A 23,021-nucleotide genomic window follows, 5' to 3' on the forward strand; every position below is an offset into this window, starting at 1 on the left:
GTGTCGATGGTGATGAATTCGCTTCGGGCACGTGCAAAATCTGCTGGTGCGGCGGTCATGGGATTTGAATTTACCCAGCAAATTTCGAAATTGCATCGAGGAAAAGGGTTGGGTGAAGGCGCCTTCTGTGCTATCACGCGGGTGCGCGCTCCAGCGCGAATCGACTTCGATTCGTTCCGAATTGACCCGTATTTATCGGGCAAAACGCCCTTGATGTGGAGTCGGTCACAACGTGATAACTCTATGGAGACACAACCGAAATGGGTGACAGGGCCTCGCGGAAACTGGGGTGTTTAGCCTTCGGATGAGCGGGAAGAAGAATGCGGGGAGCTGCTCTCGACGAGCCGGCTCCCCGCATTGTTGAATTGCGGCGCAATTTATTCGCTGGGCCAGGTTTCCGAAACGGTCTTGCGGGCAGCTTCGAAATTGACCTGCCGGCCGGTGTCGGCCAGCGCCGCCCCCAGAGCCGCGAGCGAGGAGAGCACCGCGCCCCGCGTCGCATCCACCCCGTAGTGATTCACCCTGATCATCTCTCCCGACAGCGCCCCACCGCCCGCGATCAGCGGCAGCGACGGGTCCGCGGCGAGCGCCCGCGCCACCAGGCCCGCCGCGTCCACGCCCTCCGGAGCACGCAGCGTGGTCGCCACCGGCGCCGCGTCCTTCGCCTCGTGCACGTACGGGGCCAGGCCGCCGCCCAGCGCGAGCGCCCCGGCCCGGGTCGCGGCGGCCGCCGCGGCGTGACGGGCCATGAGGACGTCCAGGCCCTCCGCCTCGATCCGCTCCGTACAGGCCTCCAGGGCCAGCATCTCCAGCTGGGCCGGAGCGTGCGGCAGCGCCTTGCGCCCACCGTCGATCCAGCGCTCCTTCCAGTCCAGCAGAGAGAGGTAGGAGCGGCGCGGGGCCCTCGGATTGGCGGCGAGCCGCTCCCAGGCGCGGGTGCTCACCGACACTGCGGACACCCCGGCCGGACCGCCCATCGCCTTCTGCGCGCCGATCACGCACAGGTCGACGCCCCACGCGTCCGGCAGCAGCGGCTCCGCGCCCACGGAGGCGACGGCGTCCAGCATGAACAGCGCCCCGTGCGCGCGCACGACCTCACCGATCTCCGCGACCGGGTTGGTGTTGCCGGTCGCCGCCTCCGCGTGGACCAGCGAGACGAAGTCGATCTCCGGGTGCGCGGCCAGCGCCTGCGAGACCTGCTCCGCGGTGACGGCCGTGTGGAAGGGCACCGCCAGGTCGACGACCTCGGCGCCGCAGTCCCGCAGCCAGTTGCCGAAGGTCTGCCCGTACGGGCCGGTCACCACGTTCAGCGCGGTCGAACCGGGCCGGGCGCCGCCCCGGATACAGCCTTCGAGGGGGAGCAGGGCCTCGCCCTGCGTGATGACGACATCCTGCTCGGTGGCGAGGAGACGGGCCACCCGCCGCTCGATCGCCGCGAAATGCTCCGCGGTGAGCGGGGTGAGGTCGAGGAAGGGGTGCGTCACGGTCGGTGCTCTCTTCGGGTTCGGGGCGGTGTGCGGGCCTGCGGACCGGGCCCGCACCGAGCGTACCCAGCACCTCGCGGACCGCCGGAGGGGTGCCTCGTACAGTGCTGTCCATGAGTGATCACAAGGCGCCGAGGGTGCTGCACGTGAAGGGGCGGGTGCTCGTCGGACCCGAGGAAGTCAGGGACGAACTCTGGGCGGTCGACGGGCGCGTCACGTACGAGCGGCCCGCCGGTGCGGACGGGGCGACGGTCCTCACCGGATGGGCGCTGCCGGGGCTGGTCGACGCCCACTGCCACGTCGGGCTCGACCACCACGGGGCCGTCGACACGGCGACCACGGAGAAGCAGGCCGTCGACGACCGGGAGGCCGGCGCGCTGCTCCTGCGCGACGCGGGCTCTCCCGCCGACACCCGGTGGATCGACGACCGCGAGGACCTGCCGAAGATCATCAGGGCCGGCCGGCACATCGCCAGGACCCGGCGCTACACCAGGAACTACGCGCACGAGATCGAGCCGGACGAACTGGTGGCGTACGTGGCGCAGGAGGCGCGGCGCGGCGACGGCTGGGTGAAGCTGGTCGGGGACTGGATCGACCGGGAGGTGGGCGACCTGACCGCCTGCTGGCCGCGCGAGGAGGTCGGGGCCGCCATCGCGGAGGCGCACCGGCTGGGCGCCCGGGTCACCGCGCACTGCTTCGCGGAGGACTCGCTGCGCGATCTCGTCGAGGCCGGTATCGACTGCGTCGAGCACGCGACCGGGCTGACAGAGGAGACGATCCCGCTCTTCGCGGAGCGCGGGGTCGCGATCGTCCCGACCCTGGTCAACATCGCCACCTTCCCCTCGCTGGCGCGCGGCGGCGACGCCAAGTACCCGCGCTGGTCGGCCCATATGCGCCGGCTGCACGAGCGGCGCTACGACACGGTGGGCGCCGCGTACGACGCCGGTGTCCCCGTCTTCGTCGGCACCGACGCGGGCGGGGTGCTGGCCCACGGGCTGGTGGCCGGGGAGGTCGCGGAGCTGGTGAAGGCGGGCATCCCGGCCCTGGAGGCGCTGTCCGCGGCGGCCTGGGGCGCCCGCGCGTGGCTCGGCAGGCCGGGGCTGGAGGAGGGGGCTCCGGCGGACCTCGTGGTGTACGACGAGGACCCGAGGGCGGACGTGCGCGTGCTGGCCGCGCCCCGCAGGGTCGTGCTGAACGGGCGCGTGATCGGCTGACGGACGGGCCTCCGGTGTGCCGTGTTGACCGGCAGTTACCGGAGCGCGGACCGTTCGTTGAACCTCTTCCGTGTGCGCCCCGGCGTGGCCGTCCTTGAGCCGCTCGCGCTCAGGGAAACGGGTGAACGGGGTGAAACCAGCGATGCTGAGGGAACGCACGTGCCGGAATAATCGAATACAGACATGGAAATGCCCCTTTGGGGTGAACTCATGTCAGGCGTCCGCCAGTTCACCCTCCGTGCGTAAAGATTCACGGAGTCGAGGCCACCGGTGCCCGCGATGTCCCCCATTGGACGGCGCCGGTGGCTCCAAAGTCTCTTGTGGGGGTTCCACCATCTTGAACAGCAACACCTTCCGCCTCGCCGCCCTGGCGGTCGCCGCCGCTCCCGTCGCCCTGCTGGTCGCCGTCCCGGCGCAGGCCGCCACCGCGACCACCGCCACGACCACCGGCGACGGGAAGGCCAGCGCGGTTGTGCTCCGTACCGCACTCGACGTCTCGCTCCTGAACAAGACGATCGATGTGCCGCTCAAGACCACGCTCAACGAGGTGCACGCCCCGGCCACCGCGAAGGAGACCGCGCTCAGCGTGCGGCTCGACGGCGTGGAGCAGGGGCAGCCCGTCAAGGTGCTGCGTGCCGATGTCGCCACGGCGAACGCCACCGTCGACAAGCACCGCGCCGAGGGCTACACCAACATCGCCAAGGCCCGGCTCCACCTGCCCGGTCTGCCGCTGCTCTCGCTGATCGAGGTGGAGCAGATCACCACCAAGGCGGTCTGCGAGGTGGGCCACCGGCCGGTGGCGGAGGCGAACGTGCTGGGGCATGTGAAGGTGCTCGGCCAGCGCGTCACCCTCACCACCGGAGGCGCCACCCGGGTCGATGTGCCGGGCGTCGGTGAGGTGACGCTCGACCTGGCGAAGACGGACACCACCTCGCGCACCGCGGCGGCCACGGCGCTCCAGCTGAAGGTCTCGGTCAACCCGCTCAAGCTGAACGTGGCCGATGTGCAGGGCGAGGTGACGCTCGCGGAGGCCACCTGCGAGACCCCGAAGGCGCCCAAGCCGGGCGGCTCCACGGGCGGTTCGTCGGATGGTGGCTCGTCGGACGGCGGTTCGTCCGACGGCGGTTCGTCCAGTGGCGGTTCAAGCGATGGTGGTTCCGGCAACGGCGGTTCGACCGGCGGGGGCTCCAGCGCCGGGGGTTCCACCTCGGGTGGCTCCGGTGACTCGGGTGGTGATGTGAAGACGCAGACCGGCACCGGCAGCGCACCCGCCGCCACCGACGGCGACCTCGCGGAGACGGGCTCCAGCTCCACCACGCCGTACATCGCGGGCGGCGCGGCACTGCTGCTGGCGGTCGGCGCGGGCGCGATGGTCGTGGCCCGGCGGCGTGCGCAGAACTGACGCGCGGATGAGCGAAACAGGGCCCGAGGGGGCGGCCGGGGGGCCGTAGGAAAGAAAGAGGGGGGCGGAGAGCGGTGCTCCATGGACGGAACACCGCTCTCCGCCCCCTGGCGGGACGTCAGCCGGACGGGACCGTCACCGACTCACCGACTCACCGACTCACCGGTTCACCGGCTGACGGCGGTCAGCGCCTGGAGCGCCTGGTCGAGCACCTGCAGAAAGCGGTTGGTCGTCGTACGGTCGCGCACGGCCAGCCGCAGCCAGTCGGTGCCGAGTCCCGGAAACGTATCGCCGCGCCGGGCCGCGAAGCCCAGCATCCGCAGCCGCTCCCGTATCTCGGAGGCCCGTTCGAGGCGGATCAGGACGAACGATCCCTCGGCCGGCTCCACCACCTGGATCTCGGTGAACTCACGCAGCCCCGCGACCAGATGGTACCGGTCCACCGCGATGCGCTCCGCGGCGGCCTCGGCCTCGGCCAGCGCCCTCGGCTCCATGCACGCCTCGGCCGCCGCCAGCGCGGGCGAGGACACCGGCCACAACGGCTGCGCCTCGGCCAGCAGGCGCACGGTCTCCGGTGCCGCCGTGACATAGCCGATCCGCAGCCCGGCGAGCCCCCAGGTCTTGGTGAGGCTGCGCAGGACCACCAGCCCGGGGACATCCGTACGGCCGCACAGCGCCTCGCGCTCACCGGGCACCGCGTCCATGAACGCCTCGTCGACCACAAGCGTCCGCCCGGGACGGGCCAGCTTCTCCAGGACGGCGGAGGGGTGCAGCACGGACGTCGGGTTGGTCGGGTTGCCGACCACCACCAGATCCGCGTCCGCCGGGACGTCGGCCGGATCCAGCCGGAAGCCGTCCTCGGCCCGCAGCAGCACCCGCCCCACCTCGTGCCCGGCCGCGCGCAGGGCGGCCTCCGGCTCGGTGAACTGGGGGTGGACCACGACCGGCCGCCGGGCCGGCAGCGCGCGGGCGATCAGCACGAACGCCTCCGCCGCACCTGAGGTCAGCAGGACCCGCTCGGGCGGCAGCCCGTGCCGCGCGGCGACCGCCGCGAGCGCCGGACGCCCGTCCGGATAGGCAGAGAGCGCGCCCAGCGACGCGGCTATCCGCTCCTTCAGCCAGGCCGGTGGGGTACCGGCCCGTACGTTGACGGCGAGATCGGTGAGATCCCGGCCCCGTCCCCGTATCTCCGCGTCACCGTGATGCCGCAGATCGTGGGCTCCCGCGCCGGTGGCGTCGGGGCTCTCAGTGGGAGTGTGCATGACCGCCATGGTGGGGGTGGGAGTGGGGGGAATGGCCGTCGTCGTGGGGGTGGAAGTGCGGCGATACGACTATGCGCCCCGCGACGGGCTTCACGCAACGGTCCGGACCTGACGACGCGAAGGGCGCGGACGGTGCGACGTGCGCCGGCACGGCCTCGCCGACGGGGAGGCCGCCGCGCGGGGCCCGCCGGACGACCGCGCAGGTGACCATCGCCGGGCGCCCCTCCGGGTGCGACTTCCGCTTCGGTACGAGGAGTTCGCCGCCCCCGGCGAGCGCCGCGGCTTCCGCCACCGAGGGCGTGCCGACGGCGGCGAGCGGCGCGCCGGACGGATGCGGCACCTCGACCCGGGCCAGCACCTCGGCCGGGTACGTCAGCAGCGGCACCCCGAGCCTCGCGGCGGCGGCCACGATCCCCGGCTCCCCGGCCCTGGCCTCTACGGTCGCCAACTCCGCGACGCCCAGCGGAGAGAGCCCGGCCCCTGCCAGGGTGTCCCGGATCAGCCCGAGCACCTCGTCCCGCGGCGCGCCCCTGGACGCGCCGACCCCGACGGTGAGCGAGGGGGGCGGCGGACCGGGCAGGTGACCGCCGGCGCTTTCGGTCATGGAGCACTCCTTCCGGACTGATGAGAGCGGTGACGGCGCACGCCCTGAGATGCGCGCACCGGGGTCAATCGGCTAGCAAGAGCCCATGGCGGTGTTCGTCGCGCTCGGCGCGTTCCTGATGACCCTGGCCGGCGGCTGGGTCGCCCAGCGCGTCACCGACCGCCGCCACCTCGTACTCGGCTTCGCCGGCGGACTGATGCTCGGCGTGGTCGGCCTGGACCTGCTGCCGGAGGCGATCGAGGCCGCCGGCGGCCTGGTCTTCGGCGTACCGGCGGCCCTGCTGCTGTTCGTCGGCGGCTTCCTGGTCGCGCACCTGGTGGAGCGGCTGCTCGCGGTACGCCAGGCGGCACACGGGGCGAGCGAGGAACGGGTACCCCAGGTCGGGCTGACAGCGGCGGCGGCGATGGTCGGGCACAGCCTGATGGACGGCGTGGCGCTCGGCGCGGCCTTCCAGGTCGGCGGCGGCATGGGCGCGGCCGTCGCCCTCGCCGTGATCACCCACGACTTCGCGGACGGCTTCAACACCTACACGATCACCAGCCTGTACGGGAACGCCCGCCGCAAGGCCCTCACGATGCTCTACGCGGACGCGGCGGCGCCCGTCGTGGGTGCGGCGACGACGCTGCTGTTCACCCTTCCGGCGGAACTCCTCGGCTGCTATCTCGGTTTCTTCGGCGGAGCGCTGCTCTACCTCGCCGCCGCCGAGATCCTCCCCGAGGCGCACCACGACCATCCGGCCCGCTCCACACTGCTCTGCACGATCGCCGGGGTGGGCTTCATCTGGCTGGTCGTGGGCATCGCGGACTGACCGTTTCACCGCGTGCCGCCCGGCGCCGTGCTCGTGATCCGTCCCGCGCACTTCTCGACGAACCGGCGGGCGGTGCCGGGCACGGCGGCCCAGTGGGTGTGCAGGTAGCTCGCGTGGACGCCCCGCCGCACGAACCCCTCCACGCGCCGCTCCGGCCGGTGCATGCCCCAGGCCGGCTCGTCCCCGGCGCCCGGCTCCAGCACGGTGCGGTGGAACTCGTGCCCGCGCATCCGGGTGCCGGCCGCCGCGAGCACGTTGTCCGTGAGCGCCACGGCGTCCCGGTAACCGAGCGTCAGCCGCTGGGACATCCGGCCCTCGGCGTTCAGCACCCCGCACATCGGCAGCCCGTCGAGCGACCGCGCCAGATAGAGCAGCCCGGCACACTCGGCGGCCAGCGGTGCCCCGGACGCCGCCAGCTCCGCGACGGCCTCGCGCAACGGCTCGTTGGCGGACAGCTCCGGCCCGTACACCTCGGGAAACCCGCCCCCGATGACCAGCCCCCGGGTCCCTTCGGGCAACGACTCGTCCCGCAACGGATCGAACGGCACGACCTCGGCCCCGGCGGCGGTGAGCAGCTCGCTGTGTTCGGCGTAGGAGAAGGTGAACGCGGCCCCGGAGGCGACCGCGATCCGTACCCCGGCCGATGCGCTGTCCAGCGCCTCCGGCGCGCCGTCCGGCCCTGCCGACGAGCCGCCCGGCCCCGCCGATGCCACGGCCCCCGCCGCGTCCCACACCTCATCCGTCACCGGCGGCGCGGACCGGGCCAGCGCCAGCAGCCCCTCCAGGTCGCACCCGGCCAGAACCTGCCCGGCCATCGCCGCGACCGCGTCCACCGCGTCGCCCCGGCGCTCCGCCACCGGCACCAGGCCCAGATGCCGCGACGGCACCGCCAGCTGACCGGCCCGCCGCAGCGCCCCCAGCACCGGCACCCCGGACTCCTCCAGGGCCTCGCGGAGCAGCGTCTCGTGCCGTTCGGAGCCGACCTTGTTCAGGATCACCCCGCCGATCCGCACCTCCGGATCCCACGAGGCGAAGCCGTGCACCAGCGCCGCCACGGAGCGCGACTGCGACGACGCGTCCACGACCAGTACCACCGGCGCCCGCAGCAGCTTCGCGACATGCGCGGTGGACGCCAGCTCACCGAGGCCGGAGGCCCCGTCGTACAGCCCCATCACGCCCTCGACGACCGCCAGGTCACACCCCTGCGCGCCGTGCGCGAACAGCGGGGCGATCAGCTCGGGGCCGCACATGTACGCGTCGAGATTGCGCCCGGGGCGCCCCGTGGCGAGGGTGTGGTAGCCCGGATCTATGTAGTCGGGCCCCACCTTGTGCCCGGACACGGCGAGTCCGCGTCCGGCGAAGGCGGCCATCAGGCCCGTCGCGACGGTGGTCTTGCCGCTGCCGGACGACGGCGCGGCGATGACCAGGCGCGGAATCGTCACCACTCGATGCCCCTCTGGCCCTTCTGCCCGGCGTCCATCGGGTGCTTGACCTTCGACATGTCGGTCACCAGGTCCGCCGCGTCCAGCAGCGCGGCGGGCGCGTTGCGCCCGGTGATCACCACGTGCTGCGAACCGGGCCGGTCGCGCAGCACCTGGACGACCTCTTCGGTGTCGACCCAGCCCCAGTGCATCGGGTAGGCGAACTCGTCGAGCACGTAGAGCCGGTGGGTCTCCGCGGCGAGATCGCGCTTGACCTGCTCCCAGCCCTCGCGGGCCGCCGCCTCGTTGTCCAGCTGCTGGTCGCGCTGGACCCAGGACCAGCCCTCGCCCATCTTGTGCCAGACGACGGGCCCGCCCTCACCGCTCGCGCCGAGGACCTTCAGCGCGTTCTCCTCGCCGACCTTCCACTTCGCGGACTTCACGAACTGGAAGACCCCGACCGGCCACCCCTGATTCCAGGCGCGCAGCGCCAGCCCGAAGGCCGCCGTCGACTTCCCCTTGCCGATACCGGTGTGCACCATCAGCAGCGGCCGGTTGCGGCGCTGCCGGGTGGTGAGTCCGTCGTCCGGCACACTGACCGGCTGTCCCTGCGGCATCAAGCAGCCCTCCTGTTGTCACCCAGAACGTCCTTGACCAGCCCGGCGATCGAGTCGGCCCGCAGCTCGTCGAGCGTGACGGCGGTGCCGCCCAGCTCGGCCGCGAGACTCGCCGCGAGGCCGAGCCGCACCGGACCCGACTCGCAGTCCACGACCACGGACGCGGTGCCCTCGGCCTCGTGCAGCCGGGCCGCCCGCGCGGCCAGCGCCACCGGCTCCGGTCCGCCGGTCGCCCGCCCGTCGGTCACCACGACCAGCAGCGGCCGCCGCGACGGATCGCGCAGCCGCTCCACCCGCAGCACGTCATGCGCCTTCAGCAGCCCGGCGGCCACCGGGGTACGGCCGCCGGTGGGCAGCGTCTCCAGCCGCGCGGCGGCCGCGTCCACCGAGGAGGTCGGCGGCAGCACCACGGCCGCCTCCTTGCCCCGGAAGGTGATCAGCCCGACCTTGTCCCGCCGCTGATAGGCATCCATCAGCAGGGAGAGGACCGCGCCCTTCACGGCGGTCATCCGCTGCCGGGCCGCCATCGACCCCGACGCGTCCACGACGAACAGCACGAGATTCCCCTCGCGCCCCTCCCGCGTGGCCTGCCGCAGATCGTCCCGCCGCACCACCAGACCCCGCCCGGACCGGCCCCGCGCCCGCTGGTGCGGGGCGGCGGCCTGCACGGTGGCGGCCAGGTGCAGCTTGGTGAGCGCGCCCTGCGGACGCCGCGCGCCGGTGGTCCGCCCGTGCTCGGTGCGCGCCCGGGAGCGCCGCCCCGCCGCACCCTCGCCCAGGCCGGGCACGCTCAGCATCTTCGTACGGAACGGCTCGCCGGCCCGTACGGGCTGCTGTTCGCCGCCCCCGGCCGGCTGCCCCTGCCCCGGTTCCCGCTCCTTGCCCTGTTCGGGCACGGACTGCTCGGGCCCGGACCCCTCGGGCGTGTCGTCGGCGCCGCCCTCGGGCCGCGGCGGTGTGTCGGGCCCGTCGCCCTGCGGCGGCGGGCCGCCGCCACCGGGGCCGTCCGGGTCCGGATCGTCGTCCTCGCCGCTGTTCTGCTCCAGCGTGTCGTCGAGCTTGTCCTCGTCGAGCCCCGGCGCGTCGAACGGATTGCGCCGGCGCCGGTGGGGGAGCGCGAGCAGCGCTGCCTGCCGTACGTCCTCGGACTGCACGTCGGCGCGCCCGTCCCACGCGGCCAGCGCCGTGGCGGTCCTGGCCATCACGATGTCGGCCCGCATCCCGTCGACCTCGAAGGCCGCACAGGTCGCCGCGATCTGCCGCAGTGGCCCGTCACCGAGGCTTACTTCGGGCAGCAGTGCCCGCGCGGCCGCGATCCGGTCCCGCAGCGCAACCTCCTCCTCGGCCCATCGGGCGGCGAAGGCGGCCGGGTCGTCGTCGTAGGCGAGCCGCCGCCGCACCACCTCCACCCGCTGGTCCGTGTCCCGGGAGGCGGCGACCTCGACGGTCAGCCCGAACCGGTCGAGGAGCTGCGGCCTGAGCTCGCCCTCCTCCGGGTTCATCGTGCCGACCAGCAGGAAGCGGGCGGCATGCCGTACGGAGACGCCCTCGCGCTCCACGTAGGAGGCGCCCATGGCGGCCGCGTCCAGCAGCAGGTCGACCAGGTGGTCGTGGAGGAGGTTGACCTCGTCCACGTACAGGATTCCGCGATGGGCGTCCGCGAGGAGCCCCGGTTCGAAGGCCTTCACGCCCTCGGCCAGCGCCCGTTCGATGTCGAGCGCCCCGACGAGCCGGTCCTCGGACGCGCCGACGGGCAGCTCGACCGTCCGGGCCGCCCGCGACACGCCGGACGCCGGCTCGTGCGGGCCGTCCGGACACGCCGGGTCGGGCGACGCGGGGTCGCAGGAGAACCGGCACCCCGGGACGACGGACACCTCCGGCATCAGCGCGGCCAGCGCGCGGACGGCGGTGGACTTGGCGGTGCCCTTCTCGCCGCGCACCAGCACTCCGCCGACGGCCGGCGAGACGGCGTTGAGCAGCAGGCCGAGCCGGAGATCGTCCTGCCCGACGATGGCGGTGAAGGGGTACGGCGTACTCACAGGGCCTCCTTGGTGGCGGCGGTTTCCAGCGGTTCGGGCTGTTCCGGCGGTGCGGTCGTGCGTGGGGCCTCGCGCGCCGCGGGCGCCCCCGGCGGGATGAAGGGGAGTCCCGCGGGCGCGCCCGACTCGATGAGCCGCCACAGCGCGTCGGTGTCCGCGTGCTCCTCGATGAGGTCACCGAGGAGGTCGAGCTGTTCCTCGCGCAGTGCGGCGAAGCAGGTGTCGGGGGCGGGGACGAAGCGGCGGCCTGCGGCCCGCGCGATCTCGGTCAGGAAGCGGCGGCGGAACGCGTCGCTCTCCAGCGAGCCGTGCCAGTGGGTACCCCACACCGCCCCTGACCGGCAGCCGTCGAGCCGCTGCCCCCGCCCGTCGGTGAGGAACGGCTCACCGCCGCGTACGTCCGCGACGCCGTGGTGGATCTCGTACCCCTCCACGGGGGCGCCGAGCGCCTCACCGACCGGCCGGGCGAGGGTCTTCTCGCGGTCGAACCGGACGCGGACGGGCAGCAGCCCGAGCGCGTCGACCCGCCCGGCGCGCGACTCCACCTCGTCCTCGATGTGTTCGCCGAGGATCTGGTAGCCGCCGCAGATACCGAGGACCGGGCGGCCCTCCGCGGCGCGCCGCAGCAGCGCCTCGGCGAGCCCGCGCTCGCGCAGCCAGGCCAGCGCCTTCACCGTGCCCCGGGTGCCGGGCACGATGACGAGGTCGGCGTCGGTCAGCTCCTCCGGGCGGTCCACGAACCGCACGACGACGCCCGGTTCGGCGGCCAGCGCGTCGACATCGGTGAAGTTCGACATCAGCGGCACGGCGCACACGGCGACGCGCAGGATGTCCTCGCCGTGCGGCGGTGCGACGACCGACTCGCGTACGGTGCCGCGCAGCGAGACCCGCAGCCCGTCCTCCTCGTCGATGCCGAGGCCGTGGGCGAACGGCAGCACCCCGTACGTGGGACGCCCGGTGAGACCGAGCAGCATGTCCAGACCCGGCTCCAGCAGTGACACGTCACCGCGGAACTTGTTGACCAGGTAGCCGGCGATCAGCTGCTGGTCCTCCGCGGCCAGCAGCGCCGTCGTACCGAAGAACGAGGCGAAGACCCCGCCCCGGTCGATGTCCCCGACTACCACCACCGGGAATCGGGCCGCCCGTGCGATGCCCATGTTCACGATGTCCGTGCGCCGGAGGTTGATCTCGGCCGGACTGCCCGCGCCCTCGCAGATCACCGCGTCATATGTGGACCGGAGCTGCTCCAGGCAGTCCACGACGGTGGACAGCAACTGCTCCTGCCTGCCGCCGTGGTAGCCGCGGGCGCTCATCTCACCGACCGCGCGCCCCATCAGGACGACCTGGCTGGAGCGGTCGCTGCCGGGCTTGAGCAGTACCGGGTTCATCAGGGCGGTCGGCTCCACCCGGGCGGCCTGGGCCTGCATGGCCTGGGCCCGGCCGATCTCGGCGCCCTCACGGGTGACGAAGGAGTTGAGGGACATGTTCTGCGCCTTGAAGGGCGCGACCTTCACCCCCCGGCGCACCAGCCAGCGGCAGATCCCCGCCGTGACGACGCTCTTGCCCGCGTCCGAGGTGGTCCCGGCGACCAGCAGTCCGCCGCTCATGTCGGTCTCCGTCCTGAGGTGCGCGTACCCGGGGCAGGTGTCCCCGGGCCGCGCGTCGAGGTGATCCGTCGTGCGGCGGCGCCCACGCCCAGCCGGGCCGCCACGCTCACGCCGAGGGCCAGTACCCCGATCCGGCGCGACAGCCGTACGGCGTGTTCGATGTCCCCGGTCGCCACCGCCCGGCCCGCCTCGCCGTTGAGCACGGGGCGGTGTTCGACCCGGCCGCCGTAGGCGAGGGTGCCGCCGAGCCGTACGCCGAGCGCACCCGCGAACGAGGCCTCCACGGGGCCCGCGTTGGGGCTCGGGTGCTTGGCTCCATCCGCCCGCCAGGCGTGCAGCGCCCCCCGGGGCCGGCCGCCGGCGGCCACGGCGAGCAGGGCGGTGAGCCGGGCGCCCGGCCAGCCCACGAGGTCGTCGAGCCGGGCCGAGGCCCAGCCGTAGCGCAGGTAGCGGGGCGACCTGTGGCCGACCATCGCGTCCAGGGTGTTGGCGGCCCGGAAGCCGACGAGTCCGGGGACCCCGCCCAGCGCACCCCACACCAGGGCGCCGACCACGGCGTCGGAGGTGTTCTCCGCGACGGACTCCACCACCGCGCGGGCGATCTGCGGACCGTCCAGGGACTGCGGGTCGCGGCCGCACAGATGGGGCAGCCGCTCCCGCGCCAGGCCGAGGTCCCCGGCGGCCAGCGCGCCGCCGATGGACCGGGCCTCGCGCCCCAGCGACGTACCGCCGACGACGGACCAGGTGGCGGCGGCGGTCAGCGCGACGGAGGCGGCGGGGCGGCGGCGCAGCGCGCGGGAGGCCAGTGCCGCACCCCCGGCGGCGCCTCCGGCGCAGACCAGGGTGTGCAGAGCGCCCCACCCGCGGTGGTCGCGCCACAGACGGTGTTCGACGCCTGCCGCGGCGCGCCCGAAGGCGGCGACCGGATGTCCCCGGCGGGGATCACCGAGCAGCAGATCACCGATCAGACCGGCCGTGGCGCCGTACGCGAAGATGCGATCGGCACGCACGGTTCAGCCGGCCGTCGCGCCTCGACGGACCTTCGCGCGGGCAGCTGGTGCTGGTCGGAGGGGAGACACGGAGACGGGCGCACGGCGGCCGGGCATGGCGATATGTCCTCACTCAGGGTCCGCGCCCTGGTTCGACGTGACCGGCGACGAGAGTCTCCTGGCTCCCGGATCCGCAGTTCCCCTGGTCTTCCAGCCCACTCGGCGTGGACCGTGACTTCCGGTGGTGGGGGACTGCTCCCCGGTGACAGTGGCGGGACCGCGCCGGATTCGCACCGGCTTCCTCTGCTGTCGCCGTAATGGCTCCGGCAGTCCACCACGCTCCGCGAACGCCAGTCAACCTACCGTTGACCTGCGACGGCACAGTGTGCTGAGACGCACATCGGGCCGGCCGCACCCGGGGTGCGGCCGGCCCGAGGCGGCGGATGGATCAGGGGCTGTGGATCAGGCGACGATCAGGTAGATCCCGTAGGCCACCGCCGCCGCGCACAGTCCGAAGCAGACGTACGCGCCCGCGCGGGCGAGCATCAGGGACCCGCCGGACTGGCCGCCCCGCTCGGCCGGTTCCGGCTGCCTGGAGAGGCCGGCGATGCCCAGGGTGAAGAGGCCCACCAGGGCGACGGTGGCGACGAGAGAGACGCCGAAGACGGTGCCGAGGGCTGCCCAGTCGATGTTCATGGAGGATCTTCCTTACACCGTGGCGGGTCGTGCCGGGTCGGCTATGGCCGGGGCCGGGATGGTGGCGGTGAGGTCGTGGGCCTGGGCGGCCGGGGTGGGCGGCGGGCTGACGGCCGCGATGGCGGTGGTGACGACGCCCGCGGGTTCGGCTTCCGGGGTGACCGGAGCGCCGTCCTGGGCGCCGGGTGCGACATCGTCCTGGCCGACCGGCTTGCGGCGGGACAGCACCCAGATCGCTCCGGAGCCCGCGATCAGCAGTACGGCGACGAGCACGACACCCCAGGTGCCCTGCTTGGTGAGGAACTCCGCCCCCGCGCCGACCAGACCGGCGGCCGGCAGCGTCAGACCCCAGGCGACGAACATCCGGGTGGCGGTGGACCAGCGGACCACACCGCCCCGGCGGCCGAGACCGGCACCCATCACGGCACCGGAGCAGGACTGGGTGGTGGAGAGGGAGAAGCCGAGGTGCGAGGAGGCCAGGATGACCGTGGCCGCACTGGTCTGGGCGGCGAAGCCCTGCGGCGGCTTGAGCTCGGTCAGGCCGCTGCCCATGGTGCGGATGATGCGCCAGCCGCCGAGGTAGGTGCCGAGCGCGATGGCCATTCCGGCGCTGACGATGACCCAGACCGGCGGGTTGGAACCGGGGGAGAGGACTCCGCCGGTGACCAGGGCCAGGGTGATGATGCCCATCGTCTTCTGTGCGTCGTTGGTGCCGTGGGCGAGGGAGACCAGCCCGGCGGAGGCGATCTGTCCGGCGCGGTAGCCCTTGGCGGTCGCCTTCTCCTGGGCGCCGCCCTGGACCTTCCCGCCGATCCGGTACGTCAGCTTGGTGGCCAGCAGCGCGGCCAGTCCGGCGACGATCGGGGCGGCGACCGCGGGGAGCAGCACCTTGGTGACGACGGTGCCGCCGTCGACAGAGGACCAGCCCGCGGACATCACCGCGGCGCCGATCAGACCGCCGAAGAGGGCGTGCGAGGAGCTGGACGGGAGCCCGACCAGCCAGGTCAGCAGATTCCACAGGATGGCGCCGACGAGCGCCGCGAAGATGACCTCGGTTCTGAGGCCGTCCTCATTGATGATCCCGCCGGAGATCGTCTTGGCGACCTCCACCGACAGGAACGCGCCGACGAGGTTGAGAACGGCGGACATCGCCACCGCTGTCTTGGGTTTGAGTGCGCCGGTCGAGATGGTGGTCGCCATCGCGTTGGCGGTGTCGTGGAAACCGTTCGTGAAATCGAACACTAGAGCTGTCACGATCACAATCGCGAGCAGCAGCGTGATGTGTTCCATTTACCCAGGCAATCGTTCGACGTCAGTGGCACGAGGAACGTAGGCAACCTGGGTGAACGGAAGATGAACTAAACAGGGCGTTGCGGTGACCCCAACCGGAGCGGCCCCGCCCCGTTTGGCCGTGGTCCGACAGGGCGGGGCGGGTACGGGGCGGTGTGGGCCCCGAATGCGGGGCCGCCCGGCCTCCGGCGGGAGGCGGAATCATGGACCGCTCATCAGTGGAAAGGATCTTCGTATGAGCGATCAGCGGCAGGATCCGGTCGAACACACCGGGGGCCTCGAACGCACCGGTGCCACCGGCCACGCCGGAGACACCGACGCCGGAGACATCGAACGGGCCTGGGGCGCGGTCGTCGCCACCGCGCGCAGGACGGCGGCCGACGGTCTGGTCGTCGGCACCTCGGGCAACGTCTCCGCGCGGGTGGGCGACACCGTCCTGGTCACCCCGAGCGGTGTGCCGTACGACCGGCTCCGCCCCGAGGACCTGGTCGGCGTCGATCTGGAGGGCAACCGGATCCTCGGTGAGCTGGCCCCGACCAGCGAGCTTCCGCTCCATCTCGCGGTCTACCGGAATACGGCGGCGGCCGCTGTCGTGCACACCCACGCGGTGCACGCCACGGCCGTCTCCACGCTCGTCGCCGAGGTCCCGCCGATCCACTACGCGGCCGCGCTGCTGGGCGGCCCCGTCCGGGTCGCCGCCTACGCCCGGTACGGCACGGACGAGCTGGCCGCGAACATGCTGACCGCCCTGCGGGACCGCACCGGCTGCCTGCTCGGCAACCACGGAACCGTCACCTACGGAGCCACCCTCGACGAGGCGTACGACCGCACCGCCCAGCTCGAATGGCTCTGCCGCCTCTGGCTCGCCGCGAGCGCCGTCCCCGGCCGCTCCCCGGCCCTGCTCACCCCGGACCAGCTGAGCGACGTAGGGGAGGCGCTGAAGGGGTACGGGCAGCCGGGCTGAGCCCGCAGGGGCGGGGGCCGCCACCGGACGGCCCCCGCCCGCTGGCCGAGTCCGCGGGCGGCCAGGAGACTGAAGCCGTGCGCCCGGCAACAGCGACGGCAGCAGTCGCCACCTCCATCCTCGGCGCCGGTGCGGCGGCGGTCGCGGCCGGCCGGTACGCCGGCGACGTCGCCCTCAAGGCGCCGTCGTCCGGACGTCCGTTCCCCGCCGACCGCAGAGTCACCGTGCACGCGACGGCGGCCGGGCAGGTTACCCTGACCCGCTCCTTCGCCGCGCTGCGCCCCGGCACCTACGGGCTGGTCGGTGACGACGTCCACGCCGTCGTCGGCCCGGTGATCGACCAGGCCCACCAGGCCGCCGACACCGTCGTGCGCCGGCTGGAGCGCGTCAACCGGGGCACCCTGCGCCCCGGGGCCAAGGTCCGCCTCACGCCCGAGCTGCACACCGGTGACCCCACCACGGCCCTCGGCCTCGAACACCGCGACGTCGAGATCACCGGCGAGCTCGGCGCCCTGCCCGCCTGGTTCGTGCCCGGCCCCCGGGACACCTGGGTCATCACCGCGCACGGCATCGGCACCACCAGGGCACACCCCCTGAACCTGCTCGGCTTCCTGAACGGACAGCAGCTGCCGGTGCTCGACATCGCCTACCGGGGCGACGCCGGAGCACCGCGCTCCCCGGACGGCCTCAGCCACCTCGGGGAGTCCGAATGGCGCGACCTGGACGCGGCCATCCGCTTCGCGGTCCGCTACGGCGCCGAGAAGGTCGTGCTGCACGGCTGGTCGACCGGCGCCTCCATGGCGCTCCACGCGTCCGCCAACTCCGCGCTCCGGGACCGGATCTGCGGCCTCGTCCTCGACTCCCCGGTGCTGGACTGGGAGACCACCCTGCGCGCCCTGGCCGCCGCCCGCGGGGTGCCGTCCGCCCTGCTGCCCCTCGCCGTCCGGGCCGCCCAGGGACAGACCGGACTGCGCGGCACCCGGCTCCTGGACACCTCGCTGCCCCGGACCCTGCACGTGCCCACCCTGATCTTCCACGGGCCGGACGACACCCTGGCGCCCTGGCAGCCGTCCCGCGCGCTCGCCGCCCACCGCCCCGACCTGGTCGCCCTGCACCCCGTGGCGCAGGCTCCGCATGCGGCGATGTGGAATGCCGACCCGGTCTACTACGAGGAGACGTTGCGCCGCTTCCTCACGCCCCTGATGTGAGCTGATGCGCCGCTTCTGCTGATTGGTCCGGGAGAGCGCGGACGCCCCGGAACACCGGTGATCCGGGTTCCGTTTGGGCTTTCGGGCTGTCAGAGGCAAGACTGCTCCCGTGACGTCCCGTACCCCGCGCGACTCCAGGCTGCGACTTGTCCGCCCGCGACCCCTCGCCACCGCTCACAAGGCCGTGATCACCCGGCGCACCAGGCCGGCCCCCCGCCCGCCCGAGGGCACCCCGCCCCGGGCGGAACTGGCCCGGCAGGCCAGGACCGCTCTCGCCGACGCCGTGCGGATCGCCCGCTGGGCAGCCGGCGGCTCCCGGCCGGGCACCCCGCCGCTGGCCGCGACGGCTCTAGAACGGGCCTGTTCGGAACTCGAACTGTCCCCGGGACAGGTGCGGTCCGGCTGGGACCGGGCCCGGCTGGCCGGGCTCGTCGAACTGCACGGCGACACCGCACGGCCCGGCTGGCGGCTGCGCGCCTGGGACCGCGACGACTCGGCCGTGCTCCGCGGCTGGGTGGCGCTCTTCGACGCCTGGTCCCTCGTCCACCCCGCGCCCGAGGACATCGAGTCCACCGCGGTCGCGGAGGCCGTCGAGGCCGTGCCCCAGGTGCTCTCCCTCCTCCAGCTCTCGGCGGGCCCGGTCACCGTGCCCGCCCTGCTCGACCTGCTGGGCCAGCGCGTCGCGGAACTCCACGAGGAGCGCTGCGAGGTGCCGTACGGGCCGCAGCCGCTGCCGGTTCCCGCGGAGGAGGCTCCCACCGCCCACCCGGAGGCGCTGGTCGCCCTCCTGCTGGACTGGGCCCTGGAGGGGCTCGCCGCCGTCGGCGCGCTCACCCTCGGCTCGGGGCACGCCACCCTCACCCCCCTCGGCAACTGGGCGGTCTGGGTCAAGCTGGAGCAGATCTGCGTCGCCGCCCAGAGCCCGGCCGGCAACATCGAGCAGTCTGCCGCCGACATGCTGCTCGGCTGCGCCCGGCTCACCCCCGGACCGGCACGGGCCGAGTACCGCGCCTGGCTGGCCGCCCGGCCCGTCGGCAGCGCCGTCGCCGAACTGCTCGGGGTGGCCCGGGGCGAGGACGCGCTGCTGCGCGGGCTCGCCTTCGAGGCGCTCCGGGTGGTCGGCGCGCCCGCGGAGCCCGAGGTGCGCTCCGTCGTGGCGGACCCGTCGCTGCGCCCCTACGCGCTGCTCTGGCTCGCGGAGTACGACGGGGCCGACCCCGAGGACGCCCAGGAGGTGCTCAGCCGCGAAGAGGCCACCTGGCTCTGGGTCGACACCGCGGCGGCCGTGGCCGACCACGGCGAGACCGCGCTGCTGGTCCGCCACCTCGACTCAGCCGTGCAGGGCAGCGTCCCGGCCCTCCTCGACGAGGTGAGGGCGGTGGGCCATCCGCGCACCGTCCAGGTCCTGGTGGCACTGGCCGCCGCGCACCCCGACCCGGCACTCGCCAAAGCGGTCCGCAAAGCGGCGTTCCAGGTGCACACCGGCGGAGCCTGAGCGGCCGGTCCGGCCGGCCCCGGGGGAGACCTCCGCCGACCGGACCGCCGTCAGCCCGTCGCCGGCCCTGGGTGCGCCGTCAGCCCGCCGACCCCGGGGCGTACGTCCCGAAGCTCCACACGTTGCCCTCCGCGTCCCGCGCCATGTAGTCGCGCGAGCCGTAGTCCTGGTCGGTGGGCGGCATCAGGATCTCCACCCCGTGCTCCACCGCCCGCGCGTGGTGCGCGTCGGTGTCGTCGACCACCACGCAGACACCGGCAGGCCCGGATCCCCGCATCGCCTTCGCGAAGATCCCCTCGCGGCCCCTGGAGCCCGGCATCGCCCTGCCGTTCCCGCTGGACAGCTCCGCGTGCATCACCGTGCCGTCCTCGCTTCGTACACCGCTTCCGCGGTGAAGCCGAGGGCCTCCGTCAGCAGCTTGATCGCCGCCTTCGCGTCGTCGTAGAGAACCGTCGGAAACACCGACGGCACACCTGCCGTCGAGCCCGCCATCGCGCTCACCCCTTCTCGCGTCACCAGGACCCCGCGCCCGGCTTGTATGTGATCTGCGTCTCAGTCTGTCACCGGGCACTGACAACGCCCCGCCGGAAGCGTTCCCGCAGGTCAGCGGAGTATGTCGCAGCCGGCCGGGTCGCCGCCGCGAAGCCCCGTGGTGAACCACTGCTGCCGCTGCGCCGCCGAGCCGTGCGTCCAGGACTCCGGGGTGACCCGGCCCTGGAACCTCTCCTGGATCCGGTCGTCCCCGACCGCCGCGGCCGCGTCGAGACCGTCCCGGATGTCCGCCCCGTTCAGCTCGGTGATCAGCGGCCGGCCCGTCGCCGCGTCGGGCGTCGTCGTCGCGTGGTGCGCCCAGACCCCGGCGTAACAGTCCGCCTGGAGCTCCACCTTCACCGCGTCGCTGTTCTCGCCGGTCCGCCCGTCCTGCGCCCGGCCCAGCGTCCCCAGCTGGTTCTGCACGTGGTGCCCGTACTCGTGCGCCACGACGTAGGCCTGGGCGAACGGTCCGCCGCTCGCCCCGAACGTGGTCCGCAGCTCGTCGAAGAACCCCAGGTCCAGATAGACCTGCCGGTCCCCGGGGCAGTAGAACGGCCCCACGGCCGAGGTCGCGGCGCCGCAGGCGGTGCCGATCCGGTCGGTGAACAGGACCGTGCGGGCGTTCCCGTACGTCGCTCCGCGCCGGGCGAACTCCTCTTTCCAGTAGTCCTGAACGCTGTTGACCACCGCGACCGTCCGGCAGTCGTCCTTGGTGCCGGCGTCCCGGCCGGTCCGGCAGTCCCGCTCGACCTGGGCGGCCGACGACGCGGTCGCGGTCGTGCCCGGGTCACCGGAGGAGAGGCCGAGCTCCTCGGGGCCGACGCCGAAGAGCAGCCCCAGGATCAGCGCGATGACCGCCGCGATGCCGCCGCCCACGGTGGCCCTGCCGCCCGGGACGCGGCTGCCGCGCACATCCCGGACCTCGGACGTGTCCAGACCGGCGTCGTCGTCGAACCGCATGGCACCACCCTCTGCTCCGCGCGGCCGCGCACCGCCCTGCGCCGAGTATCGGATAGTTCACACCGTGTTGCCCCTTATCGGGTCAAGGGTGGGGGGTCGGGCGGTGAGGAGCGGGAGCAGGCGGAAAAGCGATTGGACACCGCCAGTAGACTGGTCCTCATGGCAACTCTCCTTGTGCGTATGCGTGAGTAGCGGCGTTCGAGTCGTGAATAGCTAGCCGTTCCTCCGCCGTCCATTCCGCCCTGGAGTTTTTCCCGTGATCACCGCTTCCGGCATCGAGCTGCGCGCCGGCGCCCGCATGCTTGTCGAATCCGCCTCCTTCCGCATCGCCAAGGGCGACCGCATCGGCCTCGTCGGCCGCAACGGAGCGGGCAAGACCACCCTCACCAAGTGCCTCGCGGGCGAGGGAACCCCCGCCGCCGGCACCATCACCCGCTCCGGCGAGGTCGGCTACCTCCCGCAGGACCCGCGCACCGGCGACCTCGACGTGCTCGCCCGCGACCGCGTCCTCTCCGCCCGCGGCCTCGACGAGACCCTCCGCCGGATGCGCGAGAACGAGGAGCGGATGGCGAACGGCAAGGGCGCCACCCGCGAGAAGGCGATGAAGAAGTACGAGCGCCTGGAGACGGAGTTCCTCACCAAGGGCGGCTACGCCGCGGAGGCCGAGGCCGCCACCATCGCCGCGGCCCTCAGCCTGCCCGACCGAGTGCTCGCCCAGCCGCTCCACACCCTCTCCGGTGGTCAGCGCCGCCGTGTCGAGCTGGCCAGGATCCTCTTCTCGGACGCCGACACCCTGCTCCTCGACGAGCCCACCAACCACCTCGACGCCGACTCCATCGTCTGGCTGCGCGACTACCTCAAGAGCTACCGGGGCGGCTTCGTCGTGATCTCCCACGACGAGGAGCTGGTCGAGACCGTCGTCAACAAGGTCTTCTACCTCGACGCCAACCGCTCCCAGATCGACGTCTACAACATGGGCTGGAAGCTCTACCAGCAGCAGCGCGAGGCCGACGAGAAGCGCCGCAAGCGCGAGCGCCAGAACGCCGAGAAGAAGGCCGCCACCCTCAACGCCCAGGCCGACAAGATGCGCGCCAAGGCCACCAAGACCGTGGCCGCGCAGAACATGGCCAAGCGCGCCGACCGGCTGCTCTCCGGCCTGGAGGCCGTGCGGGTCTCCGACAAGGTCGCCAAGCTGCGCTTCCCCGACCCCTCGCCGTGCGGCAAGACCCCGCTGATGGCGGAGGGCCTCTCCAAGTCCTACGGATCGCTGGAGATCTTCACCGACGTCGGCCTCGCCATCGACAAGGGCTCCCGGGTCGTCATCCTCGGCCTCAACGGCGCGGGCAAGACCACGCTGCTGCGCCTCCTCGGCGGCGCGGAGAAGCCCGACACGGGCGAGATCATCGAGGGCCACGGACTCAAGCTCGGCTACTACGCCCAGGAGCACGAGACCCTCGACCCGGACCGCACCGTCCTGGAGAACATGCGCTCCGCCGCGCCCGATCTCGACCTCGTCGCGGTCCGCAAGACGCTCGGCTCGTTCCTCTTCTCCGGTGACGACGTCGACAAGCCGGCGGGCGTGCTCTCCGGCGGCGAGAAGACCCGGCTAGCCCTGGCGACGCTGGTGGTCTCCTCCGCCAACGTGCTCCTGCTCGACGAGCCCACCAACAACCTCGACCCGGCCAGCCGCGAGGAGATCCTCGGCGCGCTGCGCACGTACAAGGGCGCCGTCGTCCTCGTGACGCACGACGAGGGCGCGGTCGAGGCGCTCCAGCCCGAGCGCATCATCCTGCTGCCCGACGGGGTCGAGGACCTGTGGGGTGCGGACTACCGGGACCTGGTCTCGCTGGCCTGACCCGGTGAGGCCGTCCATTGATCCACTCCTGCTGGATCATTCGGCCTACGCGTGATCCATCATCTGCGTGAGTACGTCTCGTACCTCGGCGCGGCGCCCGGCAGATAGCTGCCGGGCGCACCCATTTCCGGGCACAGAACCCGCGCGGCCCTGACCTGGACGTTTTTCCCGGAGGGCTCCCCAGGGGCCCTCCGCAGCCCTACGGAATGCGTGATTCCGATCAGTCCGGCGCACTCCCGGGGCGTGAATCCGGTTGCACAGACCTTGCCGAATGGGTGGCCAGGAAGCGCCGGAGGGGTGATCATGAGAGTCCAGAGCGCACTTCCCACGAGGAGGCACGGGTGGCCGAGACTCTGAAGAAGGGCAGCCGGGTAACCGGCGCCGCGCGCGACAAGCTCGCGGCAGACCTGAAGAAGAAGTATGACTCCGGTGCGAGCATCCGGGCGCTGGCCGAGGAAACCGGTCGCTCCTACGGGTTCGTCCACCGGATGCTCAGCGAGTCCGGAGTGACGCTGCGAGGACGCGGCGGCGCGACACGAGGCAAGAAGGCCGCGACGGCCTGACAGCCGTCG

General features: G+C 73.1%; 17 protein-coding genes, 2 pseudogenes and 1 riboswitch. Of the genes and pseudogenes, 8 read left to right on the forward strand and 11 right to left on the reverse strand.

All coding sequences use genetic code 11. The features are described 5' to 3' along the window. Positions 1-377 precede the first annotated feature (377 nt). Positions 378-1,484, reverse strand: coding sequence for a pyridoxal-phosphate-dependent aminotransferase family protein (locus RLT59_RS30835; protein WP_311306440.1), 1,107 nt, complete (start codon positions 1,482-1,484; stop codon positions 378-380). 137 nt (positions 1,485-1,621) lie between these two features. Here RLT59_RS30835 and RLT59_RS30840 point away from each other — a divergent pair, with 137 nt between their 5' ends. Together RLT59_RS30840 and RLT59_RS30845 are read left to right on the forward strand one after the other, a co-directional pair. Then, complete coding sequence (locus RLT59_RS30840) at positions 1,622-2,698, forward strand: amidohydrolase family protein (protein WP_399127004.1); 1,077 nt, start codon at positions 1,622-1,624, stop codon at positions 2,696-2,698. 337 nt (positions 2,699-3,035) lie between these two features. After that, complete coding sequence (locus RLT59_RS30845) at positions 3,036-4,100, forward strand: SCO1860 family LAETG-anchored protein (protein WP_311306442.1); 1,065 nt, start codon at positions 3,036-3,038, stop codon at positions 4,098-4,100. A gap of 167 nt (positions 4,101-4,267) precedes the next feature. On the opposite strand, the pseudogene cobC reads toward RLT59_RS30845, so the two are convergent. Continuing rightward, positions 4,268-5,966, reverse strand: a pseudogene (gene cobC / locus RLT59_RS30850) (Rv2231c family pyridoxal phosphate-dependent protein CobC). An 85-nt stretch (positions 5,967-6,051) separates the two neighbouring features. Between cobC and RLT59_RS30860 the strand changes: the two are divergent. Further along, positions 6,052-6,774 (forward strand): ZIP family metal transporter, encoded by a 723-nt coding sequence (locus RLT59_RS30860; RefSeq protein WP_311306443.1) that lies wholly within the window; start codon positions 6,052-6,054, stop codon positions 6,772-6,774. Positions 6,775-6,779: 5 nt separating this feature from the next. On the opposite strand, the gene RLT59_RS30865 is transcribed toward RLT59_RS30860, so the two are convergent. The 7 genes from RLT59_RS30865 to RLT59_RS30895 form a co-directional block, all read right to left on the reverse strand. Continuing rightward, the gene (locus RLT59_RS30865) at positions 6,780-8,219 is read right to left on the reverse strand and encodes a cobyrinic acid a,c-diamide synthase CobB (protein WP_311306444.1); all 1,440 of its coding nucleotides are present in this window, start codon (positions 8,217-8,219) and stop codon (positions 6,780-6,782) included. Further along, positions 8,213-8,812 carry a cob(I)yrinic acid a,c-diamide adenosyltransferase gene (cobO, locus tag RLT59_RS30870; protein WP_024494042.1) on the reverse strand — a complete coding sequence of 200 codons (600 nt, stop codon included), beginning with the start codon at positions 8,810-8,812 and terminating at the stop codon, positions 8,213-8,215. Before cobO ends, RLT59_RS30865 begins: the two co-directional genes overlap by 7 nt. After that, on the reverse strand, positions 8,812-10,851 hold the full coding sequence (locus RLT59_RS30875; protein WP_311306445.1) for a putative cobaltochelatase: 2,040 nt from the start codon (positions 10,849-10,851) through the stop codon (positions 8,812-8,814). The genes cobO and RLT59_RS30875 overlap by 1 nt, the downstream gene beginning before the upstream one ends. After that, positions 10,848-12,458, reverse strand: coding sequence for a cobyric acid synthase (locus RLT59_RS30880; protein ID WP_311306446.1), 1,611 nt, complete (start codon positions 12,456-12,458; stop codon positions 10,848-10,850). The genes RLT59_RS30875 and RLT59_RS30880 overlap by 4 nt, the downstream gene beginning before the upstream one ends. Next, positions 12,455-13,468: a cobalamin biosynthesis protein gene (locus RLT59_RS30885; protein ID WP_311306447.1), complete on the reverse strand. Its 1,014-nt coding sequence runs from the start codon at positions 13,466-13,468 to the stop codon at positions 12,455-12,457. The genes RLT59_RS30880 and RLT59_RS30885 overlap by 4 nt, the downstream gene beginning before the upstream one ends. A 150-nt stretch (positions 13,469-13,618) precedes the next feature. Next, positions 13,619-13,752: riboswitch (cobalamin riboswitch) on the reverse strand. Positions 13,753-13,909: 157 nt separating this feature from the next. Next, entirely contained in the window at positions 13,910-14,143 is a 234-nt protein-coding gene (locus tag RLT59_RS30890; protein WP_311306448.1) for a hypothetical protein, read from the reverse strand. Between the two features lie 12 nt (positions 14,144-14,155). Beyond that, positions 14,156-15,433, reverse strand: coding sequence for an inorganic phosphate transporter (locus RLT59_RS30895; RefSeq protein ID WP_311306449.1), 1,278 nt, complete (start codon positions 15,431-15,433; stop codon positions 14,156-14,158). Between the two features lie 235 nt (positions 15,434-15,668). On the opposite strand from RLT59_RS30895, the gene RLT59_RS30900 reads away from it, so the two are divergent. The 3 genes from RLT59_RS30900 (at position 15,669) to RLT59_RS30910 (ending at position 19,100) form a co-directional block, all read left to right on the forward strand. After that, positions 15,669-16,397 carry a class II aldolase/adducin family protein gene (locus RLT59_RS30900; RefSeq protein WP_311306450.1) on the forward strand — a complete coding sequence of 243 codons (729 nt, stop codon included), beginning with the start codon at positions 15,669-15,671 and terminating at the stop codon, positions 16,395-16,397. Positions 16,398-16,474: 77 nt separating this feature from the next. Further along, a complete protein-coding gene (locus tag RLT59_RS30905; protein WP_311306451.1) occupies positions 16,475-17,605 on the forward strand; it encodes an alpha/beta hydrolase in 1,131 nt (376 codons plus the stop codon). A 184-nt stretch (positions 17,606-17,789) separates the two neighbouring features. Further along, entirely contained in the window at positions 17,790-19,100 is a 1,311-nt protein-coding gene (locus tag RLT59_RS30910; protein WP_311307910.1) for a hypothetical protein, read from the forward strand. A gap of 79 nt (positions 19,101-19,179) precedes the next feature. Here RLT59_RS30910 and RLT59_RS30915 read toward each other — a convergent pair. Together RLT59_RS30915 and RLT59_RS30920 are read right to left on the reverse strand one after the other, a co-directional pair. After that, a pseudogene (locus RLT59_RS30915) lies at positions 19,180-19,592 on the reverse strand (VOC family protein). A gap of 111 nt (positions 19,593-19,703) precedes the next feature. Beyond that, entirely contained in the window at positions 19,704-20,594 is an 891-nt protein-coding gene (locus RLT59_RS30920) for a KPN_02809 family neutral zinc metallopeptidase (protein ID WP_311306452.1), read from the reverse strand. 256 nt (positions 20,595-20,850) lie between these two features. On the opposite strand from RLT59_RS30920, the gene RLT59_RS30925 reads away from it, so the two are divergent. Together RLT59_RS30925 and RLT59_RS30930 are read left to right on the forward strand one after the other, a co-directional pair. After that, positions 20,851-22,449, forward strand: coding sequence for an ABC-F family ATP-binding cassette domain-containing protein (locus RLT59_RS30925; protein ID WP_311306453.1), 1,599 nt, complete (start codon positions 20,851-20,853; stop codon positions 22,447-22,449). A 341-nt stretch (positions 22,450-22,790) separates the two neighbouring features. Continuing rightward, the gene (locus RLT59_RS30930; RefSeq protein ID WP_018518904.1) at positions 22,791-23,012 is read left to right on the forward strand and encodes a helix-turn-helix domain-containing protein; all 222 of its coding nucleotides are present in this window, start codon (positions 22,791-22,793) and stop codon (positions 23,010-23,012) included. The last annotated feature ends 9 nt before the right edge of the window (positions 23,013-23,021 follow it).

This window comes from Streptomyces sp. ITFR-6, assembly GCF_031844725.1.
Lineage (GTDB): Bacteria > Actinomycetota > Actinomycetes > Streptomycetales > Streptomycetaceae > Streptomyces.